General features: G+C 71.3%; 14 protein-coding genes and 3 tRNA genes. 13 read left to right on the top strand and 4 right to left on the bottom strand.

Features of this window, described 5'->3' with window-relative positions; all coding sequences use genetic code 11:
* Positions 1-62 precede the first annotated feature (62 nt).
* Complete coding sequence (locus DEI96_RS00900; protein ID WP_111022370.1) at positions 63-1,073, top strand: aldo/keto reductase family protein; 1,011 nt, start codon at positions 63-65, stop codon at positions 1,071-1,073.
* A gap of 60 nt (positions 1,074-1,133) precedes the next feature.
* On the opposite strand, the gene DEI96_RS00905 is transcribed toward DEI96_RS00900, so the two are convergent.
* From DEI96_RS00905 to DEI96_RS00915, 3 genes are all read right to left on the bottom strand, one after another.
* A tRNA-Phe gene (locus DEI96_RS00905) sits at positions 1,134-1,206 on the bottom strand.
* A 1-nt stretch (position 1,207) separates the two neighbouring features.
* Positions 1,208-1,284: transfer RNA gene (locus tag DEI96_RS00910), tRNA-Asp, on the bottom strand.
* Between the two features lie 60 nt (positions 1,285-1,344).
* A tRNA-Glu gene (locus DEI96_RS00915) sits at positions 1,345-1,417 on the bottom strand.
* Between the two features lie 258 nt (positions 1,418-1,675).
* On the opposite strand from DEI96_RS00915, the gene DEI96_RS00920 reads away from it, so the two are divergent.
* On the top strand, positions 1,676-2,953 hold the full coding sequence (locus DEI96_RS00920; RefSeq protein ID WP_071404505.1) for a M23 family metallopeptidase: 1,278 nt from the start codon (positions 1,676-1,678) through the stop codon (positions 2,951-2,953).
* Positions 2,954-2,987: 34 nt separating this feature from the next.
* A complete protein-coding gene (locus tag DEI96_RS00925; protein ID WP_146246844.1) occupies positions 2,988-4,430 on the top strand; it encodes a C40 family peptidase in 1,443 nt (480 codons plus the stop codon).
* A gap of 243 nt (positions 4,431-4,673) precedes the next feature.
* On the opposite strand, the gene DEI96_RS00930 is transcribed toward DEI96_RS00925, so the two are convergent.
* Positions 4,674-5,165 (bottom strand): inorganic diphosphatase, encoded by a 492-nt coding sequence (locus DEI96_RS00930; RefSeq protein ID WP_111024013.1) that lies wholly within the window; start codon positions 5,163-5,165, stop codon positions 4,674-4,676.
* Between the two features lie 64 nt (positions 5,166-5,229).
* On the opposite strand from DEI96_RS00930, the gene tilS reads away from it, so the two are divergent.
* The 10 genes from tilS to DEI96_RS00980 all read left to right on the top strand — a co-directional run bounded on the left by tilS (position 5,230) and on the right by DEI96_RS00980 (position 14,362).
* The gene (tilS, locus tag DEI96_RS00935; RefSeq protein ID WP_111024014.1) at positions 5,230-6,249 is read left to right on the top strand and encodes a tRNA lysidine(34) synthetase TilS; all 1,020 of its coding nucleotides are present in this window, start codon (positions 5,230-5,232) and stop codon (positions 6,247-6,249) included.
* Positions 6,250-6,258: 9 nt separating this feature from the next.
* Positions 6,259-6,810, top strand: a complete 552-nt coding sequence (gene hpt / locus DEI96_RS00940) for a hypoxanthine phosphoribosyltransferase (protein WP_111024079.1) — start codon at positions 6,259-6,261, stop codon at positions 6,808-6,810.
* Positions 6,811-6,968: 158 nt separating this feature from the next.
* Positions 6,969-8,957 (top strand): ATP-dependent zinc metalloprotease FtsH, encoded by a 1,989-nt coding sequence (ftsH, locus tag DEI96_RS00945; protein ID WP_027467057.1) that lies wholly within the window; start codon positions 6,969-6,971, stop codon positions 8,955-8,957.
* A 6-nt stretch (positions 8,958-8,963) separates the two neighbouring features.
* Positions 8,964-9,932, top strand: a complete 969-nt coding sequence (gene folP / locus DEI96_RS00950; protein WP_173032459.1) for a dihydropteroate synthase — start codon at positions 8,964-8,966, stop codon at positions 9,930-9,932.
* Complete coding sequence (gene folB, locus DEI96_RS00955; protein ID WP_027467059.1) at positions 9,929-10,318, top strand: dihydroneopterin aldolase; 390 nt, start codon at positions 9,929-9,931, stop codon at positions 10,316-10,318. The genes folP and folB overlap by 4 nt, the downstream gene beginning before the upstream one ends.
* Positions 10,315-10,869, top strand: coding sequence for a 2-amino-4-hydroxy-6-hydroxymethyldihydropteridine diphosphokinase (folK, locus tag DEI96_RS00960; protein ID WP_111024015.1), 555 nt, complete (start codon positions 10,315-10,317; stop codon positions 10,867-10,869). The genes folB and folK overlap by 4 nt, the downstream gene beginning before the upstream one ends.
* Positions 10,866-11,357 carry a DUF3180 domain-containing protein gene (locus DEI96_RS00965; protein ID WP_071404509.1) on the top strand — a complete coding sequence of 164 codons (492 nt, stop codon included), beginning with the start codon at positions 10,866-10,868 and terminating at the stop codon, positions 11,355-11,357. Before folK ends, DEI96_RS00965 begins: the two co-directional genes overlap by 4 nt.
* A gap of 24 nt (positions 11,358-11,381) precedes the next feature.
* Positions 11,382-11,903, top strand: coding sequence for a PH domain-containing protein (locus DEI96_RS00970; protein WP_110863569.1), 522 nt, complete (start codon positions 11,382-11,384; stop codon positions 11,901-11,903).
* Between the two features lie 9 nt (positions 11,904-11,912).
* On the top strand, positions 11,913-13,673 hold the full coding sequence (locus DEI96_RS00975; RefSeq protein WP_111024016.1) for a PH domain-containing protein: 1,761 nt from the start codon (positions 11,913-11,915) through the stop codon (positions 13,671-13,673).
* A complete protein-coding gene (locus tag DEI96_RS00980; protein WP_181421243.1) occupies positions 13,670-14,362 on the top strand; it encodes a Rossmann-like and DUF2520 domain-containing protein in 693 nt (230 codons plus the stop codon). The genes DEI96_RS00975 and DEI96_RS00980 overlap by 4 nt, the downstream gene beginning before the upstream one ends.
* The last annotated feature ends 40 nt before the right edge of the window (positions 14,363-14,402 follow it).

The following is a 14,402-nucleotide window of genomic DNA, read 5'->3' on the forward strand; positions in this document are numbered from 1 at the left end:
GACGGGACTACCGTCACGGTTCGGGTCGCACCGACGCGCCCCACGACAGGAGTGACACGCACATGGAGTACCGCTACCTCGGCAACTCGGGCCTCAAGGTCTCCGAGATCACCTACGGCAACTGGCTCACCCACGCATCCCAGGTCGAGAACGACGCGGCGATCGCCTGCGTCAAGGCCGCCCTCGAGGTCGGCATCTCGACGTTCGACACCGCCGACGTCTACGCCAACACCGGCGCCGAGACGGTCCTCGGCGAAGCACTCAAGGGTGAGCGGCGCCAGTCCCTCGAGATCGCCACGAAGGTCTTCGGGCCGACCGGTCCGAAGGGCCACAACGACACCGGGCTGTCCCGCAAGCACATCCTCGAGTCGATCGACGGCTCGCTGCAGCGGCTGCAGACGGACTACGTCGACCTGTACCAGGCGCACCGCTACGACCACGAGACCCCGCTCGAAGAGACGATGCAGGCCTTCGCGGACATCGTGCGCCAGGGCAAGGTCCTGTACGTCGGCGTCAGCGAGTGGACCGCGGACCAGCTGCGTGCCGGTGCTGCGCTCGCGAAGGACCTCGGCTTCCAGCTCATCTCGAACCAGCCGCAGTACTCGGCGCTGTGGCGGGTCATCGAGGACGAGGTCGTCCCCACCTCGAAGGAACTCGGCATCTCGCAGATCGTCTGGTCCCCGATCGCCCAGGGCGTGCTCACCGGCAAGTACAAGCCGGGTCAGCCGCTGCCCGAGGGCTCGCGTGCAACCGACGACAAGGGCGGCGCGGACATGATCAAGCGGTTCATGCGCGACGAGGTGCTGTCCTCGGTGCAGGAGCTGCAGCCGGTCGCCGACGAGCTCGACCTGTCGATGGCGCAGCTCGCCGTCGCCTGGGTCCTGCAGAACGACAACGTCGCGAGCGCGATCATCGGGGCGTCGCGTCCGGAGCAGGTGCACGACAACGCGGGCGCTGCCGGCGTCACGATCCCGGCGGAGCTCCTGTCGCGGATCGACGATGCCCTGGGCGCCGTGGTCGAGCGCGACCCCGCGAAGACGAACGACAGCAGCCCGAAGACCCGCGAGGCCTGACCGCCGAAGCCGGCTGGACAACGGAAAAGGCCCCCTGCCGAAGCAGGGGGCCTTCACCGGTGGCTGGACACGGCATCGATCCGTGGACCTTTCGATTTTCAGTCGAACGCTCTACCAACTGAGCTATCCAGCCGTGGCGACCCTGACGGGACTTGAACCCGCGACCTCCGCCGTGACAGGGCGGCACGCTAACCAGCTGCGCTACAGGGCCATGTTGTGTTGTGTCTTGCTGTGGTGTTGTTCAGTACTACTTGCTCGCTCACTCAAGGAGTGACCCCAACGGGATTCGAACCCGTGCTGCCGCCGTGAAAGGGCGGTGTCCTAGGCCACTAAACGATAGGGCCGCAAGCAGTGCATCGCGCTACCGATGGACAAGCATACGGATGCCCCCCGGGTTTCACAAATCCGACCCCGCCAACCGTGCATCCCCGGCGTGTCGCGGCGTCAGCGCACGGGTCTCCGATGCTGTCGGTGCGAGCATCGTCGGCGGCCGCACCCCTCGTCCGAGGGGCTGTCGAGCCTGCGACCCGTGTTGTTACTGTTGCACCTGTTAACAGTGTTACGTGCGTGAGCCTTGCCGCGCTGTTACGAAATCGAGATACATGTCGACCTCCACTCCCTTCTCCCTCCGCTCCCGCAGCCGCCTGATCGCCGCCGCGGTCGCCGTCGCGCTCACGGCCGGCACGCTCGCGGTCCTCGCCCCGGCGTCGTCCGCCAGCGCTGCGAGCTACCCCAGCTGGGACGAGGTGCAGCGGGCGAAGTCGTCGACCAGTGCCCAGCAGGCCAAGGTCAGCGAGATCAAGTCGCTCATCTCGTCGCTGAAGAGCGAGGCCGCTGCCAAGCAGAAGGCCGCGCAGGCCGCGGGCGAGGCGTACCAGGCCGCGCAGAACAAGTACGACGAGGCGACGCTCAAGCAGAAGAAGTTCCAGTCGCAGGCCGATGAGGCCAAGCAGACCGCCGCACGGTCCGAGGAGCAGGCCGGTCAGCTCGCCGCTCAGCTCGGTCGCACCAGCGGTGACGACGTGACGACGGACATCCTCACGCACCCGTCCGACTCCGGCGACCTGCTCTACGAGCTCGGCGCCATGTCGAAGCTCAGCGAGCAGTCCGAGGGCATCTACGCGCAGGCCTCGCAAGACCGCGGTGTGGCCCAGGGCCTCGCCGACAAGGCCGACCGCGCCAAGCAGGCCCTCGGGGACCTGGCCGACGCCGCACAGTCGAAGATGCAGCAGGCCCAGGGTGCCGCCGACGCCGCACAGACCGCGGTGGACGCCCAGAACGACAACGAGTCCCGGCTCGAGGCACAGCTGACCGCGCTCACCTCGAAGCAGCGCGGCGTCGAGGCCGACTACCGCAAGGGCGTCGCCGCCGAGAAGGCCCGCCAGGCCCGCCTCGCAGCAGCCGCCGCGAAGGCAGCAGCCAAGGCCGCGGCGACCAGCCAGGGCGGCACCGGTGGCGGCAGCGCCAACCCCGCCGGGTGGGTCCGCCCCGCGGGCGGGTTCCAGACCAGCCCCTACGGCTACCGCGTCGACCCCTACACGCACGTCAGCGCCCTGCACGCCGGCGTCGACCTGGCCCCGGCCTGCTACGCCCCGATCTACGCGGCGCACGACGGCACCGTCACCTTCGCCGGCAACGGTGGCGGGTACGGCAACGAGGTCATCCTCGACAACGGCGGCGGCATCTCCACCGCGTACGGCCACGTCGTCGACGGCGGGATCATGGTCACCGCCGGCCAGCACGTCACCGCGGGACAGCAGATCGCCAAGATCGGCTCGACCGGCTGGTCGACCGGGTGCCACCTCCACTTCGAGACCCGGATCAACGGCGCTGCCGTCGACCCGGTCCCCTTCATGGCAGCGCGGGGGATCTCGGTATGAGCATCAGCGCCACCAGAAGGCGTCGACCCACGTCATGACCACCTCCGCTCGCTCGTTCTCCTGCGGGATCGCGACCATCGCCGTGCTCGGCATCGGCCTCTCGGTCGTCATCGCCGGACCAGCCCAGGCCGCACCCTCGGGTCCGTCCTGGAACGACGTCAAGGCCGCCAAGTCCGATGCGGCCGACGCCCAGCAGACGGTCGACGAGCTGAGCGACCGGCTCGGCACGCTGCAGGACGCCGCCGACCAGGCCGGTGTCGCCGAGCAGCAGGCCGGGCAGGCGTACGCCCTCGCGGCGTCGCAGCAGCAGGAGGCGAAGGACACCCTCGCCGACCTGTCCGCGCAGTCGAAGCGTGCGAAGGCCCGGGCGGACGACTCGGCCGGCCAGGTCGCCGGGCTCGTGGTCGAGCTGTCCCGCACGGGCGGCGGTGACCTGTCGACGACCATGCTCATGGACTCGTCGGACTCGAAGGACCTGCTCTACCGCGTCGGCACGATGTCGCACCTGTCCGAGCGCTCCGCGACCGTCCTGGCCGAAGCGCGCGCCGACCAGAAGACCGTCGAGTCCCTGGCGGCCCAGCAGTCCGCCGCCGAGAAGGCCCTGCGCAAGGCGACCGAGGCGACGAAGACCACCTTCGCGACGGCCAACGACGTGGCCGCGGGCGCCCAGGCCCGGGTGCAGAAGGAACAGGACCAGCAGGCCGAAGTCCTGCGCCAGCTCGCGTACCTGAAGGGCACGAGCGTCGCGACGGAGACCGCGTACTGGAGTGCGCAGCAGGCGAAGGCCGCCGCGGCGGCCATCGCGAAGCAGACGCGCGACGCCGGCACCGGCACCGGGAACGCCACCGGCGGCGGCACGAGCGGCGGCAACACCGGCGATACGGGCAACACGGGCAACACGGGCGGCACCGGCAGCACCGGCGGCGGGACCTCCACCCCGGCGGTCCCGAGCACGCCGTCCAAGCCCAGCACCCCGTCGAACCCCGGCACCCCCGCGAAGCCGAGCACCCCGAGCAAGCCGGCACCCGCGCCTGCTCCCGCCCCCGCGCCGGCACCGGCGCCCGCTCCGGCCCCGAGCAGCCCCTCGAAGGCCGCCGGCGCCATCGCGTTCGCCCGTGCCCAGCTCGGCGAGCCGTACGTCCTGACCGGCGCCGGCCCGAACACCTGGGACTGCTCCGGCCTCGTGATGATGGCCTACAACTCGCAGGGCATCGCGACCGGCGGACACAACGTGGTCTGGCAGTACAACTACTTCAAGTCGATCGGCCGCCTCGTCCCGCTGTCCCAGCGCCAGCCCGGCGACATCCTGTTCTACTCGTCGAACGGCACGGCCTCGGGGGCGTACCACGACTCGATCGTGACGAGCTACGGCACCATGGTCGAGGCCGCCCGCCCCGGCGTCGGCGTCGTCGAGCGCGCGATCTGGCTGCCGAACCAGCTCATGCCGTACGTCGCCCGCCCGAGCGGTTCCCTGTAGCCCGCTCCCGGAGTGCCCGTTCTTTCCCAGAGTGGCTGCGGTACCAAGCGAGATCGGGCGTACCTGCACGGATCAACGCACCAGGTACGCCCGTTTCCACCCGGTACGCCCCCGGCATGCCCCGCGCCGCCTCCGCAAGCCCCCGGCCCCCCCGCCCCCCGCACGCCCCGCGCGACAGCACCACCACAGAACGGCGCCCGCCCTCCGGATGGAGAGCGGGCGCCGTTCGTCGTCAGGGGATCGTCAGTGCGAGCCGGGCACGTACGCGGCCTGACCGGCCTGCACGATGCGCTCGGCCTCGGCGGCGTCGCCCCAGCCCTCGGCCTTGACCCACTTGTTCGGCTCGAGGTCCTTGTAGCGCTCGAAGAAGTGCGCGATCTCGGCCTTCGTCTGCTCCGGCACGTCCGCGATGTCCTGGATGTGTGCCCAGCGCGGGTCCTTGGCGGGGACGACGAGGACCTTCTCGTCGTTGCCGGCCTCGTCGCTCATCTTGAAGACGCCGACGGGGCGGACCTTGACGCCGACGCCGGGGAACGTCGGGAACTCGAGCAGCAGCAGCGCGTCCACGGGGTCACCGTCGTCGGCCAGGGTCTTCTCGAAGAACCCGTAGTCGGTGGGGTAGACGAACGAGGTGAACAGCACGCGGTCGAGGTAGACGCGACCGGTCTCGTGGTCCACCTCGTACTTGTTGCGGCTGCCCTTGGGGATCTCGACGACGACGTCGTACGCGGCCATGTTGCGCTCCTGTGTCTGCTTCGGGGACTGTCGTGTGTTGCGAAAGCGCGGCTAACGTTACCGGGTGAACTCTCCGCGTCCCCGGCTCGACCCCGCCGTCGCCGAGACCCGCCTGGCGGTCCGCGACCTGCTCGCCGCAGCCGTCGACGACGGCGTGGTCGCCGCAGGCGACCTGGTGCTCGTCGCACTGAGCGGCGGACCGGACTCGCTCGCCCTGGCGGCGGCCACCGCGTTCGAAGCGGGCAAACAGGATCTGCGGGCCGGGGCAGTGGTCGTCGACCACGCGCTCCAGGCGGGCTCCGAGGCGGTCGCGAGCCGCGCCTCCCGGCAGGCATCCGAGCTGGGACTCGACCCGGTGACGGTCCGCAGGGTCACGGTCGGCTCCGACGGTGGTCCGGAAGGCGCCGCCCGGGAGGCCCGCCACGCGTCGATCGCCGAGGTCGCGGCCGCCACCGGGTCACCCCTGGTGCTGCTGGGCCACACCCTGGACGACCAGGCCGAGACGGTACTGCTCGGCCTGCTGCGCGGCAGCGGGCCGGACAGCCTGTCCGGCATGCAGCCGCTCGCTCGGCGCGACGGCGGTCCGGCCTACGGCCGGCCGCTCCTGTCGGTCCGGCGCCACGCGACCCGGCAGGCGTGTGCCGCAGCGGGGCTCGCGCCGTGGCGCGACCCGCAGAACGACGACCCCGCGTACGCACGGGTGCGGGTGCGGAACACCCTGCTGCCGGTGCTCGAACGGGAGCTCGGTGCGGGAGTGCCCGAGGCCCTGGCCCGCACGGCCGACCAGCTGCGCGAGGACTCCGCTGCGCTGGACCACTTCGCCGAGGAGATCGCGGAGGACATCGCCGAGCACTCCGAGGCGGGCATCTCGCTGTCGGTGCGGGCGCTCGGGGCGAACCCGCCGGCGCTCCGGCAGCGACTCGTGCGCCTGGCGGTGGAGAGCGAGTTCGGGGTGACGCTGTCGCGCGTCCAGACGCTGGAGGTCTGCCGGTTGGTCACGGACTGGAGCGGACAGGGCCCGATCGACCTGCCGGGCGTCCGTGCCACGCGGACCGGCGACCGCATCGAGTTCAGCGCCGGTTAGGCTGGCGTGGTGGAACTCTCCGACGTCCAGGCAGACCTGTCCGAAGTGCTCTTCACCCCCGAGCAGATCGACGAGAAGCTCGCCGATCTCGCGGCGGTCGTCGACGCCGACTACGCGGGCCGCGACCCGCTGCTCGTCGGGGTGCTCAAGGGTGCCGTCATGGTGATGGCGGACTTCTCGCGCCACCTCAAGATGCAGGCGCGGATGGACTGGATGGCGGTGTCGTCGTACGGCTCCGGCACGAAGTCGTCCGGCGTGGTGCGGATCCTCAAGGACCTCGACACCGACCTGCACGGGCGCGACGTCCTGATCGTCGAGGACATCATCGACTCCGGTCTGACCCTGTCGTGGCTCAAGCAGAACCTGCAGTCCCGCGGTGCCGCGAGCGTCGAGATCGTCGCCCTGCTGCGCAAGCCCGAGGCCGCCAAGGTCGAGGTCGACGTGAAGTACGTGGGCTTCGACATCCCCGACGCCTTCGTGGTCGGGTACGGCCTGGACTACGACGAGCGCTACCGCAACCTGCGCGGCGTCGGCGTCCTCGCTCCGCACGTCTACTCCTGACGGGCGGCCCGCCGCGCTCGGGTCGCACTCGGCCGACTCTGGCCCGGGGGTGAGTTCGCCCGCAGAGGACACCCATTCTCGCCACAGAATCGCGGCCGTATGCTGACCTGCACGCAACTTCGGCAGAGAAAGGTGTCGGGCACTCGCGCCCGGATCACATGAACTTCAAGCGCATCTTCCGCGGCCCGTACCTCTACGTGCTGATCGCGCTGGCGGGCATCTTCATCGGCTGGAGCGTCATCAGCCAGGGCAGCACGCAAGAGATCGACACCCAGAAGGGTCTCGAGCAGCTCTCCGATGACAAGGTCTCGTCCGCGACCATCAACTCCACCGAGCAGCGGGTCGACCTCGTCCTGAAGGACGGCGACAAGCAGGAGCAGTTCTACTACTCCACGCCCCGCGGCGAAGAGGTGGTGCAGGCCGTCAACGACGCCAACCTGCCCGACGGTTACAACGACCGCGTCGCCCAGGGCAACTGGTTCCTGTCGCTGCTCGGCATCCTGCTGCCGTTCCTGATCATCGGTGCCCTGTTCTGGTTCCTGCTCTCGAGCGCCCAGGGTGGCGGCTCGAAGGTCATGCAGTTCGGCAAGTCGAAGGCCAAGATCAACAACAAGGAGAACCCGCAGGTGTCGTTCGCCGACGTCGCGGGTGCCGACGAGGCGATCGAGGAGCTCCACGAGATCAAGGAGTTCCTCAAGGAGCCCGCGAAGTTCCAGGCCGTCGGGGCGAAGATCCCGAAGGGCGTGCTGCTCTACGGCCCTCCCGGAACCGGCAAGACCCTGCTCGCCCGCGCCGTCGCAGGTGAAGCCGGCGTGCCGTTCTACTCGATCTCCGGTTCGGACTTCGTCGAGATGTTCGTCGGTGTCGGTGCGAGCCGTGTCCGTGACCTCTTCGAGCAGGCCAAGGCGAACTCGCCGGCCATCGTCTTCATCGACGAGATCGACGCCGTCGGTCGTCACCGTGGTGCCGGCATCGGCGGTGGCAACGACGAGCGCGAGCAGACGCTGAACCAGCTCCTGGTCGAGATGGACGGCTTCGACGGCAAGACGAACGTCATCCTCATCGCCGCGACGAACCGTCCCGACGTGCTCGACCCCGCGCTCCTGCGCCCCGGCCGTTTCGACCGCCAGATCGGCGTAGACGCCCCGGGCCTCGCCGGCCGCAAGCAGATCCTCGAGGTGCACGCGAAGGGCAAGCCGCTCGCCGCGAGCGTCGACCTCGAGCTTCTCGCCCGCAAGACGCCGGGCTTCACCGGTGCCGACCTGGCGAACGTCCTGAACGAGGCGGCCCTGCTGACCGCCCGCTCGAACGCGCAGCTCATCGACAACCGTGCCCTCGACGAGGCCGTCGACCGCGTGATGGCCGGCCCGCAGCGCCGGACCCGGATCATGTCCGACCAGGAACGCCTGATCACCGCGTACCACGAGGGCGGCCACGCCCTGGCGGCAGCGGCGATGCGGCACACCGACCCGGTCACGAAGATCACGATCCTGCCCCGCGGCCGTGCCCTCGGCTACACTATGGTGCTCCCGCTCGAGGACAAGTACTCGGTCACCCGCAACGAGCTCCTCGACCAGCTCACCTACGCCATGGGTGGTCGCGTCGCCGAGGAGATCGTGTTCCACGACCCGACCACGGGCGCCTCGAACGACATCGAGAAGGCCACCGGCACCGCCCGCAAGATGGTGACCGAGTACGGCATGAGCCAGGCCGTCGGGTCCGTGAAGCTCGGGTCCGGTTCGAGCGAGCCGTTCGTCGGCCGTGACATGAGCGGTGGCACCGGTCGCGACTACTCGGAGACCATCGCCCAGACGGTCGACGCCGAGACCCGCGCCCTGCTCGAGGCCGCGCACGACGAGGCCTACCAGGTGCTCAACGACAACCGCGACATCCTCGACCGCCTGGCCGGCGAGCTCCTCGAGAAGGAGACGCTCGACGCCCCGGAGCTCGTGGAGATCTTCAAGGACGTCCGCAAGCTGCCGGAGCGCCCGCAGTGGCTCTCCAGCGACAAGCGCCCGGTCAGCAACCTGCCCGCGATCGACGTGCCCGGCAAGGCCGCCTCGACCGCAGCGGACCCGTCGGACTCCGAGTCGACCTCGAAGACCCGTCGTCGCCCGTTCGGCAACCCGGGTATCGCCCCCGCGTAGGCCGGCATGACCGAGCTGCCGACGCGACGAGAGCGTCGACTCGCCGAGGTGAGTCGTGCCCGCGCCGCCGCCGCCGAACCGGCGACGGTCGCGATCGACCTCCGTGCACCCCAGCCGGTGCCGGAGGTCGTGACCGGCCGTCGCCGTGACCGCGGTGGTCCGGCCGAGGAACGCACCCGGGTGCTCGGCATCCTCAACGTCACCCCCGACTCGTTCAGCGACGGCGGGCTGCACCAGGCCTACGACGCCGCCGTGCAGCACGCACGGGACCTCGTCGCCGCCGGTGCGGACGTCATCGACGTCGGTGGCGAGTCCACACGCCCCGGTTCGGAGCGCGTGCCCGTGCCGGTCGAGCAGGAACGGGTGCTGCCGGTCGTGCAGCAGCTCGTCGCCGAGGGCATCCCGGTCAGCGTCGACACGATGAACGCCGCGACGGCCGAACGTGCCGTCGACCTCGGTGCCGCCATCGTCAACGACGTCTCCGGCGGACTCGCCGACCCGGACATGGCCCGGGTCGTGGCTTCGACGGGCGTCGGCTTCGTCGTCATGCACTGGCGCGGCCACAGCGACCGGATGTACCGCAACGCCGAGTACACCCACGCGGTCGAAGAGGTCCGGCGCGAGGTCGAACTCCGGGTCGCCGAACTCATCGTGCTCGGCGTCCGGCAGGAGCAGGTCGTCATCGACCCGGGCCTCGGCTTCGCCAAGCACGGCGTGCAGAACTGGGAGATCCTGGCCGGCTACGAGCGCTTCGCCTCGATCGGCCTGCCGGTGCTCGTCGCCGCCTCACGCAAGCGGTTCCTCGACGGTGTCGGGAGCCCCGAGGGCGCCCCGCCCAGGGAGCGCGACCTCGCCACCGCCGCCATCAGCCTGCTCGCCGCCGAACGCGGCGCGTGGGGTGTGCGCGTGCACGACCCGGCACCGACCCGTGCCGTGCTCGACGTCTGGGACGCCTGGAGGGCAGCTCGATCGTGAACGACACCATCCGACTCACCGGGGTCCGCGCCCGCGGACACCACGGCGTCTTCGACCACGAGCGCGAGGACGGCCAGGACTTCGTCGTCGACGTCGCCGTGGAGCTCGACGCCCGCGCCGCCTCGGGCAGCGACGACCTCGACGCCACCGTGCACTACGGCGTCCTCGCCGAGCAGGTCGTCGCCGAGATCGAACGCGACCCGGTCGACCTGATCGAGACCCTGGCCGAGCGCATCGCCGCCGCCGTGCTGACCCACCGAGCCGCACTCGCGACCGAGGTCACGGTGCACAAGCCGCAGGCCCCGATCACCGTGCCGTTCACCGACGTCTCGATCACCATCCGACGCACCCGCGGCGCCACGGTGCCGGACGAGGAAGAAGAATGACCCACCGGGTCGTCGTCGCCCTCGGAGCGAACCTCGGCGACCGGGGGAGCACGCTCCGCGCCGCCGCCACCGCGATCGCCGCCCTGCCCGGGGTCGAGCCGGTGGCCTCGAGCCGCGAGGTCGAGTCGGTCGCCGTGACCCTCGAGGGCCTCGACGCGTCGAAGCCCCGCTACCGGAACGCCGTCGTGGTCGTCGACACCGACCTCGAGCCGCAGGCCTTCCTCGACGCCCTGCACGGCATCGAGGACGTCCACGGCCGCACGCGCGAGGTCCGGTGGGGCGACCGCACCCTCGACCTCGACGTCGTCGCGGTGGACGACCTGCGGATCGCCACGGACACCCTGGTCGTGCCCCACCCCCGGGCAGCGGAGCGCGCGTTCGTGCTCGCCCCGTGGCTCGACGCGGACCCCGAGGCCGTCCTGCCCGGTGCCGGGCCGGTGGCCGACCTGCTCGCCGCGGTGGGGGACGACACCGAGCGCGTCGACGAGCCGCGCCTGTTCGCGGAGCCGGCACGGGCCTCCAGGCCGACGGGGAGCGCGACCAGCGCATGAAGCCCACCCGCGCCTCCACGCTGATCAGCATCGCCGTCGTGACGGTGGTCGCCGGCTTCGCACTCGACGCCGTCCTGGCGTCGCGCCAGCTGCCCACGTTCCTGTTCTCGATCCCGCTCGGCGTCACGCTCGCGTTCATCGGCGTCGCCGTCGTGCTCATGGCACGCCCGGTGCGCCGGCACGCGCGCGACGGCGCCGGACGCCAGCGGCCGGTCGACCCGCTCTACGCGACGCGGGTCGTCGTGCTCGCGAAGGCGTCCAGCATCTGCGGCACGCTGCTCGGCGGGTTCGCCCTCGGCCTCGTGCTGTACCTGCTGACCCGTTCCGCGACGCCTTCGCTAGGCTCGACCCTGCCGAACGTGATCGCCGTCGGGGGCGGGATCGTCCTGACGGTCTGCGCACTCGTGGCGGAGCGCATGTGCATCGCACCCCCGGGTGACGACGACGACCGTGACGATCCCCGCAACGGTTCGACGACGGTGAACTGACCGAGCAACCCCAGGAGGCCCGCGATGCCGCGTGAACGACTCGACGAGCCCGGCCTCGGCCTCGGTGGGATCGCCTGGCAGCGGGTGTCCGCGAAGCTCGTGTGGACCGAACTCATCACCACGCTCGTGATCGGTGTCGTGCTCACCGCTGGCTGCGTGCTCATCGGGATCGTCACCGACGGCTTCGGTTCCGGGGCCGGCACGGTCTGGCTCTCCATCGGCATCGTCGTCGCCGTCACCACGGCGATCACCGCCGCGCTCACGCCCCGACGGGTCCGGGCCATCGGCTACGCGCTCCGCGACGACGACCTGGTCGTGCGCCGCGGCCTCATGTGGCAGCGCTTCACGGCGGTCCCGTACGGCCGGATGCAGCTCGTCGACGTCGCCCGCGGGCCGCTCGACCGGGCGCTCGGCATGAGCGAGCTCAAGTTCGTCACCGCCGCGGCCGCGACGAACGTCCGGATCCCGGGTGTCCCGGCAGCGGACGCCGACGAGCTGCGCGACCGCCTCGTCGAGCTCGCCGAGTCCCGTCGCGCCGGACTGTAGGGGTCGTCCGTGACCTTCCGACCGGGCACCCCGCCACCCGCTCCGCCCGCGCCGCCCACCCGGGGCAACGCGGCCGCCGCGGCACCCCTGACCGACGGCGAGTGGCACCGCCTGCACCCGCTCACCCCGCTGCTCAAGGGCGGGATCTTCCTCATCGTCATCCTCGGCTACGTGCTGAACAGCCTGCGGGACCAGCTCGTCGAGTTCTTCATCCCGGGCGAGCAGCAGGAGGACGGTGACCCCGTCCGGTACGTGTACGAGCACGGCGTCGTCGGCTGGGTCCTGCTCGGCATCGTGGTGCTGCTCCTGGTGCTGATCGGGCTGTTCTACCTGTCCTGGCGCATGCACGAGTTCCGCGTCACCGGCGAGATCGTCGAGGTGCGCTCGGGCGTGCTGTTCCGGAACCACCGCAAGGCCCGGCTCGACCGGATCCAGGGCATCAACATCCAGCGGCCGCTCGTGCCCCGGGTGTTCGGCACCGCCAAGCTCGAGATCGCGCAGGCCGGCAATGACGCCAACGTGCAGCTCGCCTACCTCGGGGCCCGCGCCGCCGACGACCTGCGGCAGCGGATCCTGGTGCTGGCGTCCGGCGCGAAGGACGACGACGGCCACGGCGGTCCGTCGCGGCAGTCGCACGGAGCGCTGCAGGACCGCGTCGACGAGATGTTCTCGCCCGAGCTCGACCCGGCGGCCGTGCACGCGACCCGCATCGTCAAGGTGCGCCCCGGTCGGCTCATCGCGTCGATGCTGCTGTCCGGCACGACGCTGTTCCTGCTGCTCGTCATCGCCGGCATGATCGTCAGCGTCGCCCTCACCGGTGAGTTCGCGGTGCTGTTCGGGCTGTTCCCCGCCGTGCTCGGTGCCGGCGGCTACTACGTCCGCAAGTTCTCCCGTTCGCTGCAGTACACGATCGCCGAGACCCGCGACGGCATCCGGATCGGCTTCGGGCTGGTCTCGACGTCGAACGAGACGCTGCCGCCCGGGCGCATCCACGCCGTCAGCGTCGCCCAGCCGCTGCTGTGGCGTCCGTTCGGCTGGTGGGACATCCGCATCAACCGTGCGACGAGCGCCGGCAACGGGGCGTCGAGCAACCAGCAGGTGTCCTCGATCGTGCTGCCCGTGGGCACCACGGCGGACGTCCGCGAGGTCCTCGACATCATCCTGCCCGGGCTCGTCGGCACCGTGGTCGCGGGCCCCGAGGCCTCGCAGGAAGCCCTGCGCGAGGGTGCGGCCGAAGCCGTGGACGTCGTCGACGACAGCCTCACCACCTCGGGCGACCGCGGTGGCTTCGTGCACTCCCCACGCCGTGGCGCCTGGCTCCGTCCGTTCGCGTTCCGGCGCAACGGCTACCGGTTCGTGCAGGGTGCGGTGCTGCTGCGGCTCGGTGCCGTGTGGCGGTCGCTCGTCATCGTGCCGCTGCCCCGGGTGCAGAGCGTCAAGGTCGAGCAGGGTCCCCTCGAGCGTGCCCTTCGGCTCGCAGCCGTCCACGTCCACACCGTGGCCGGCCCGGTCTCGGCCCGCGTCGGTGCGCTCGACGCGCGGGACGCGCAGCGCCTGTGGGCGGAGACGACGCAGCGTGCCGTCGAGGCGGCCGCGGTCGACACGACCCACCGCTGGCGCGAACGGGAGGCCCGTCCCGCGTCCGCCACGCACGCTGCGTCCGACACCGTGCCCGGGTCCGGGGCCCCTGCCGGGCAGGCGGCGGACCACCGGTCCGGCGCCGTCCCCGCCGGCTGGGACGACGTCCCACCGACCGGAGCCGCACGATGAGGGCCGGGCGTCTCGGGGTCGGCATCGTCGGTGCCGGACGGGTCGGACCCGTCCTCGGAGCAGCCCTGGCGAACGCGGAGCACGCCGTCGTCGGGGTGACCGCCGTGTCCGACGAGGGCCGTGACCGCGCCGAGGCGATGCTGCCGGGCGCACCGGTGCTCGCGACGCCGGACCTGGTCGAGCGGAGCGAACTCGTGCTGCTCGCGGTGCCGGACGACCAGCTCGCCTCGCTGGTGCAGGGACTGGCGGACGCCGGGATCTGGCAGCCGGGGCAGCTCGTCGTCCACACCAGCCCGGACCACGGCGTCGGCATCCTCGCCCCGGCGATGGCGGCCGGTGCCATCCCGTTGGCGATCCACCCCGCGATGGCCTTCACGGGCACGAGCGTCGACCTGTCCCGGCTGCGCGACGCGTACTGCGCGGTGACCGCCCCGGCGCCCGTGCTGCCGATCGCGCAGGCGCTCGTGGTCGAGATGGGCGCCGAACCGTTCGTCGTGGCCGAAGGCGACCGGCCCGCCTACGCCGATGCGGTGCGGGCCGCCGTGAGCTTCTCGACCGCGATCGTCGACCAGTCGGCGGGCACCCTGTCCGGCATCGGCGTCGAACACCCCGGACGTGTCCTCGGTGCGCTCGTCCGCTCCGCCGTCGACAACGCACTCACCGCCGCCGACGGGCAGTCGACGCTCTAGCGGTTCGGGGGCGGGACCGCGGCGCGGGTAGCATTTCCCC

It is taken from the genome of Curtobacterium sp. MCLR17_031 (assembly GCF_003234775.2).
Lineage (GTDB): Bacteria > Actinomycetota > Actinomycetes > Actinomycetales > Microbacteriaceae > Curtobacterium > Curtobacterium flaccumfaciens.

Bases quoted from the DNA above. Each gene is read 5' to 3' on its own strand.
- DEI96_RS00925 (WP_146246844.1), top strand. From the start codon at position 2,988: ATGACCACCTCCGCTCGCTCGTTCTCCTGCGGGATCGCGACCATCGCC.
- DEI96_RS00965 (WP_071404509.1), top strand. From the start codon at position 10,866: ATGAAGCCCACCCGCGCCTCCACGCTGATCAGCATCGCCGTCGTGACG.
- DEI96_RS00920 (WP_071404505.1), top strand. From the start codon at position 1,676: ATGTCGACCTCCACTCCCTTCTCCCTCCGCTCCCGCAGCCGCCTGATC.
- ftsH (WP_027467057.1), top strand. From the start codon at position 6,969: ATGAACTTCAAGCGCATCTTCCGCGGCCCGTACCTCTACGTGCTGATC.
- DEI96_RS00900 (WP_111022370.1), top strand. From the start codon at position 63: ATGGAGTACCGCTACCTCGGCAACTCGGGCCTCAAGGTCTCCGAGATC.
- DEI96_RS00980 (WP_181421243.1), top strand. From the start codon at position 13,670: ATGAGGGCCGGGCGTCTCGGGGTCGGCATCGTCGGTGCCGGACGGGTC.
- DEI96_RS00930 (WP_111024013.1), bottom strand. From the start codon at position 5,165: ATGGCCGCGTACGACGTCGTCGTCGAGATCCCCAAGGGCAGCCGCAAC.
- DEI96_RS00970 (WP_110863569.1), top strand. From the start codon at position 11,382: ATGCCGCGTGAACGACTCGACGAGCCCGGCCTCGGCCTCGGTGGGATC.
- folP (WP_173032459.1), top strand. From the start codon at position 8,964: ATGACCGAGCTGCCGACGCGACGAGAGCGTCGACTCGCCGAGGTGAGT.
- folK (WP_111024015.1), top strand. From the start codon at position 10,315: ATGACCCACCGGGTCGTCGTCGCCCTCGGAGCGAACCTCGGCGACCGG.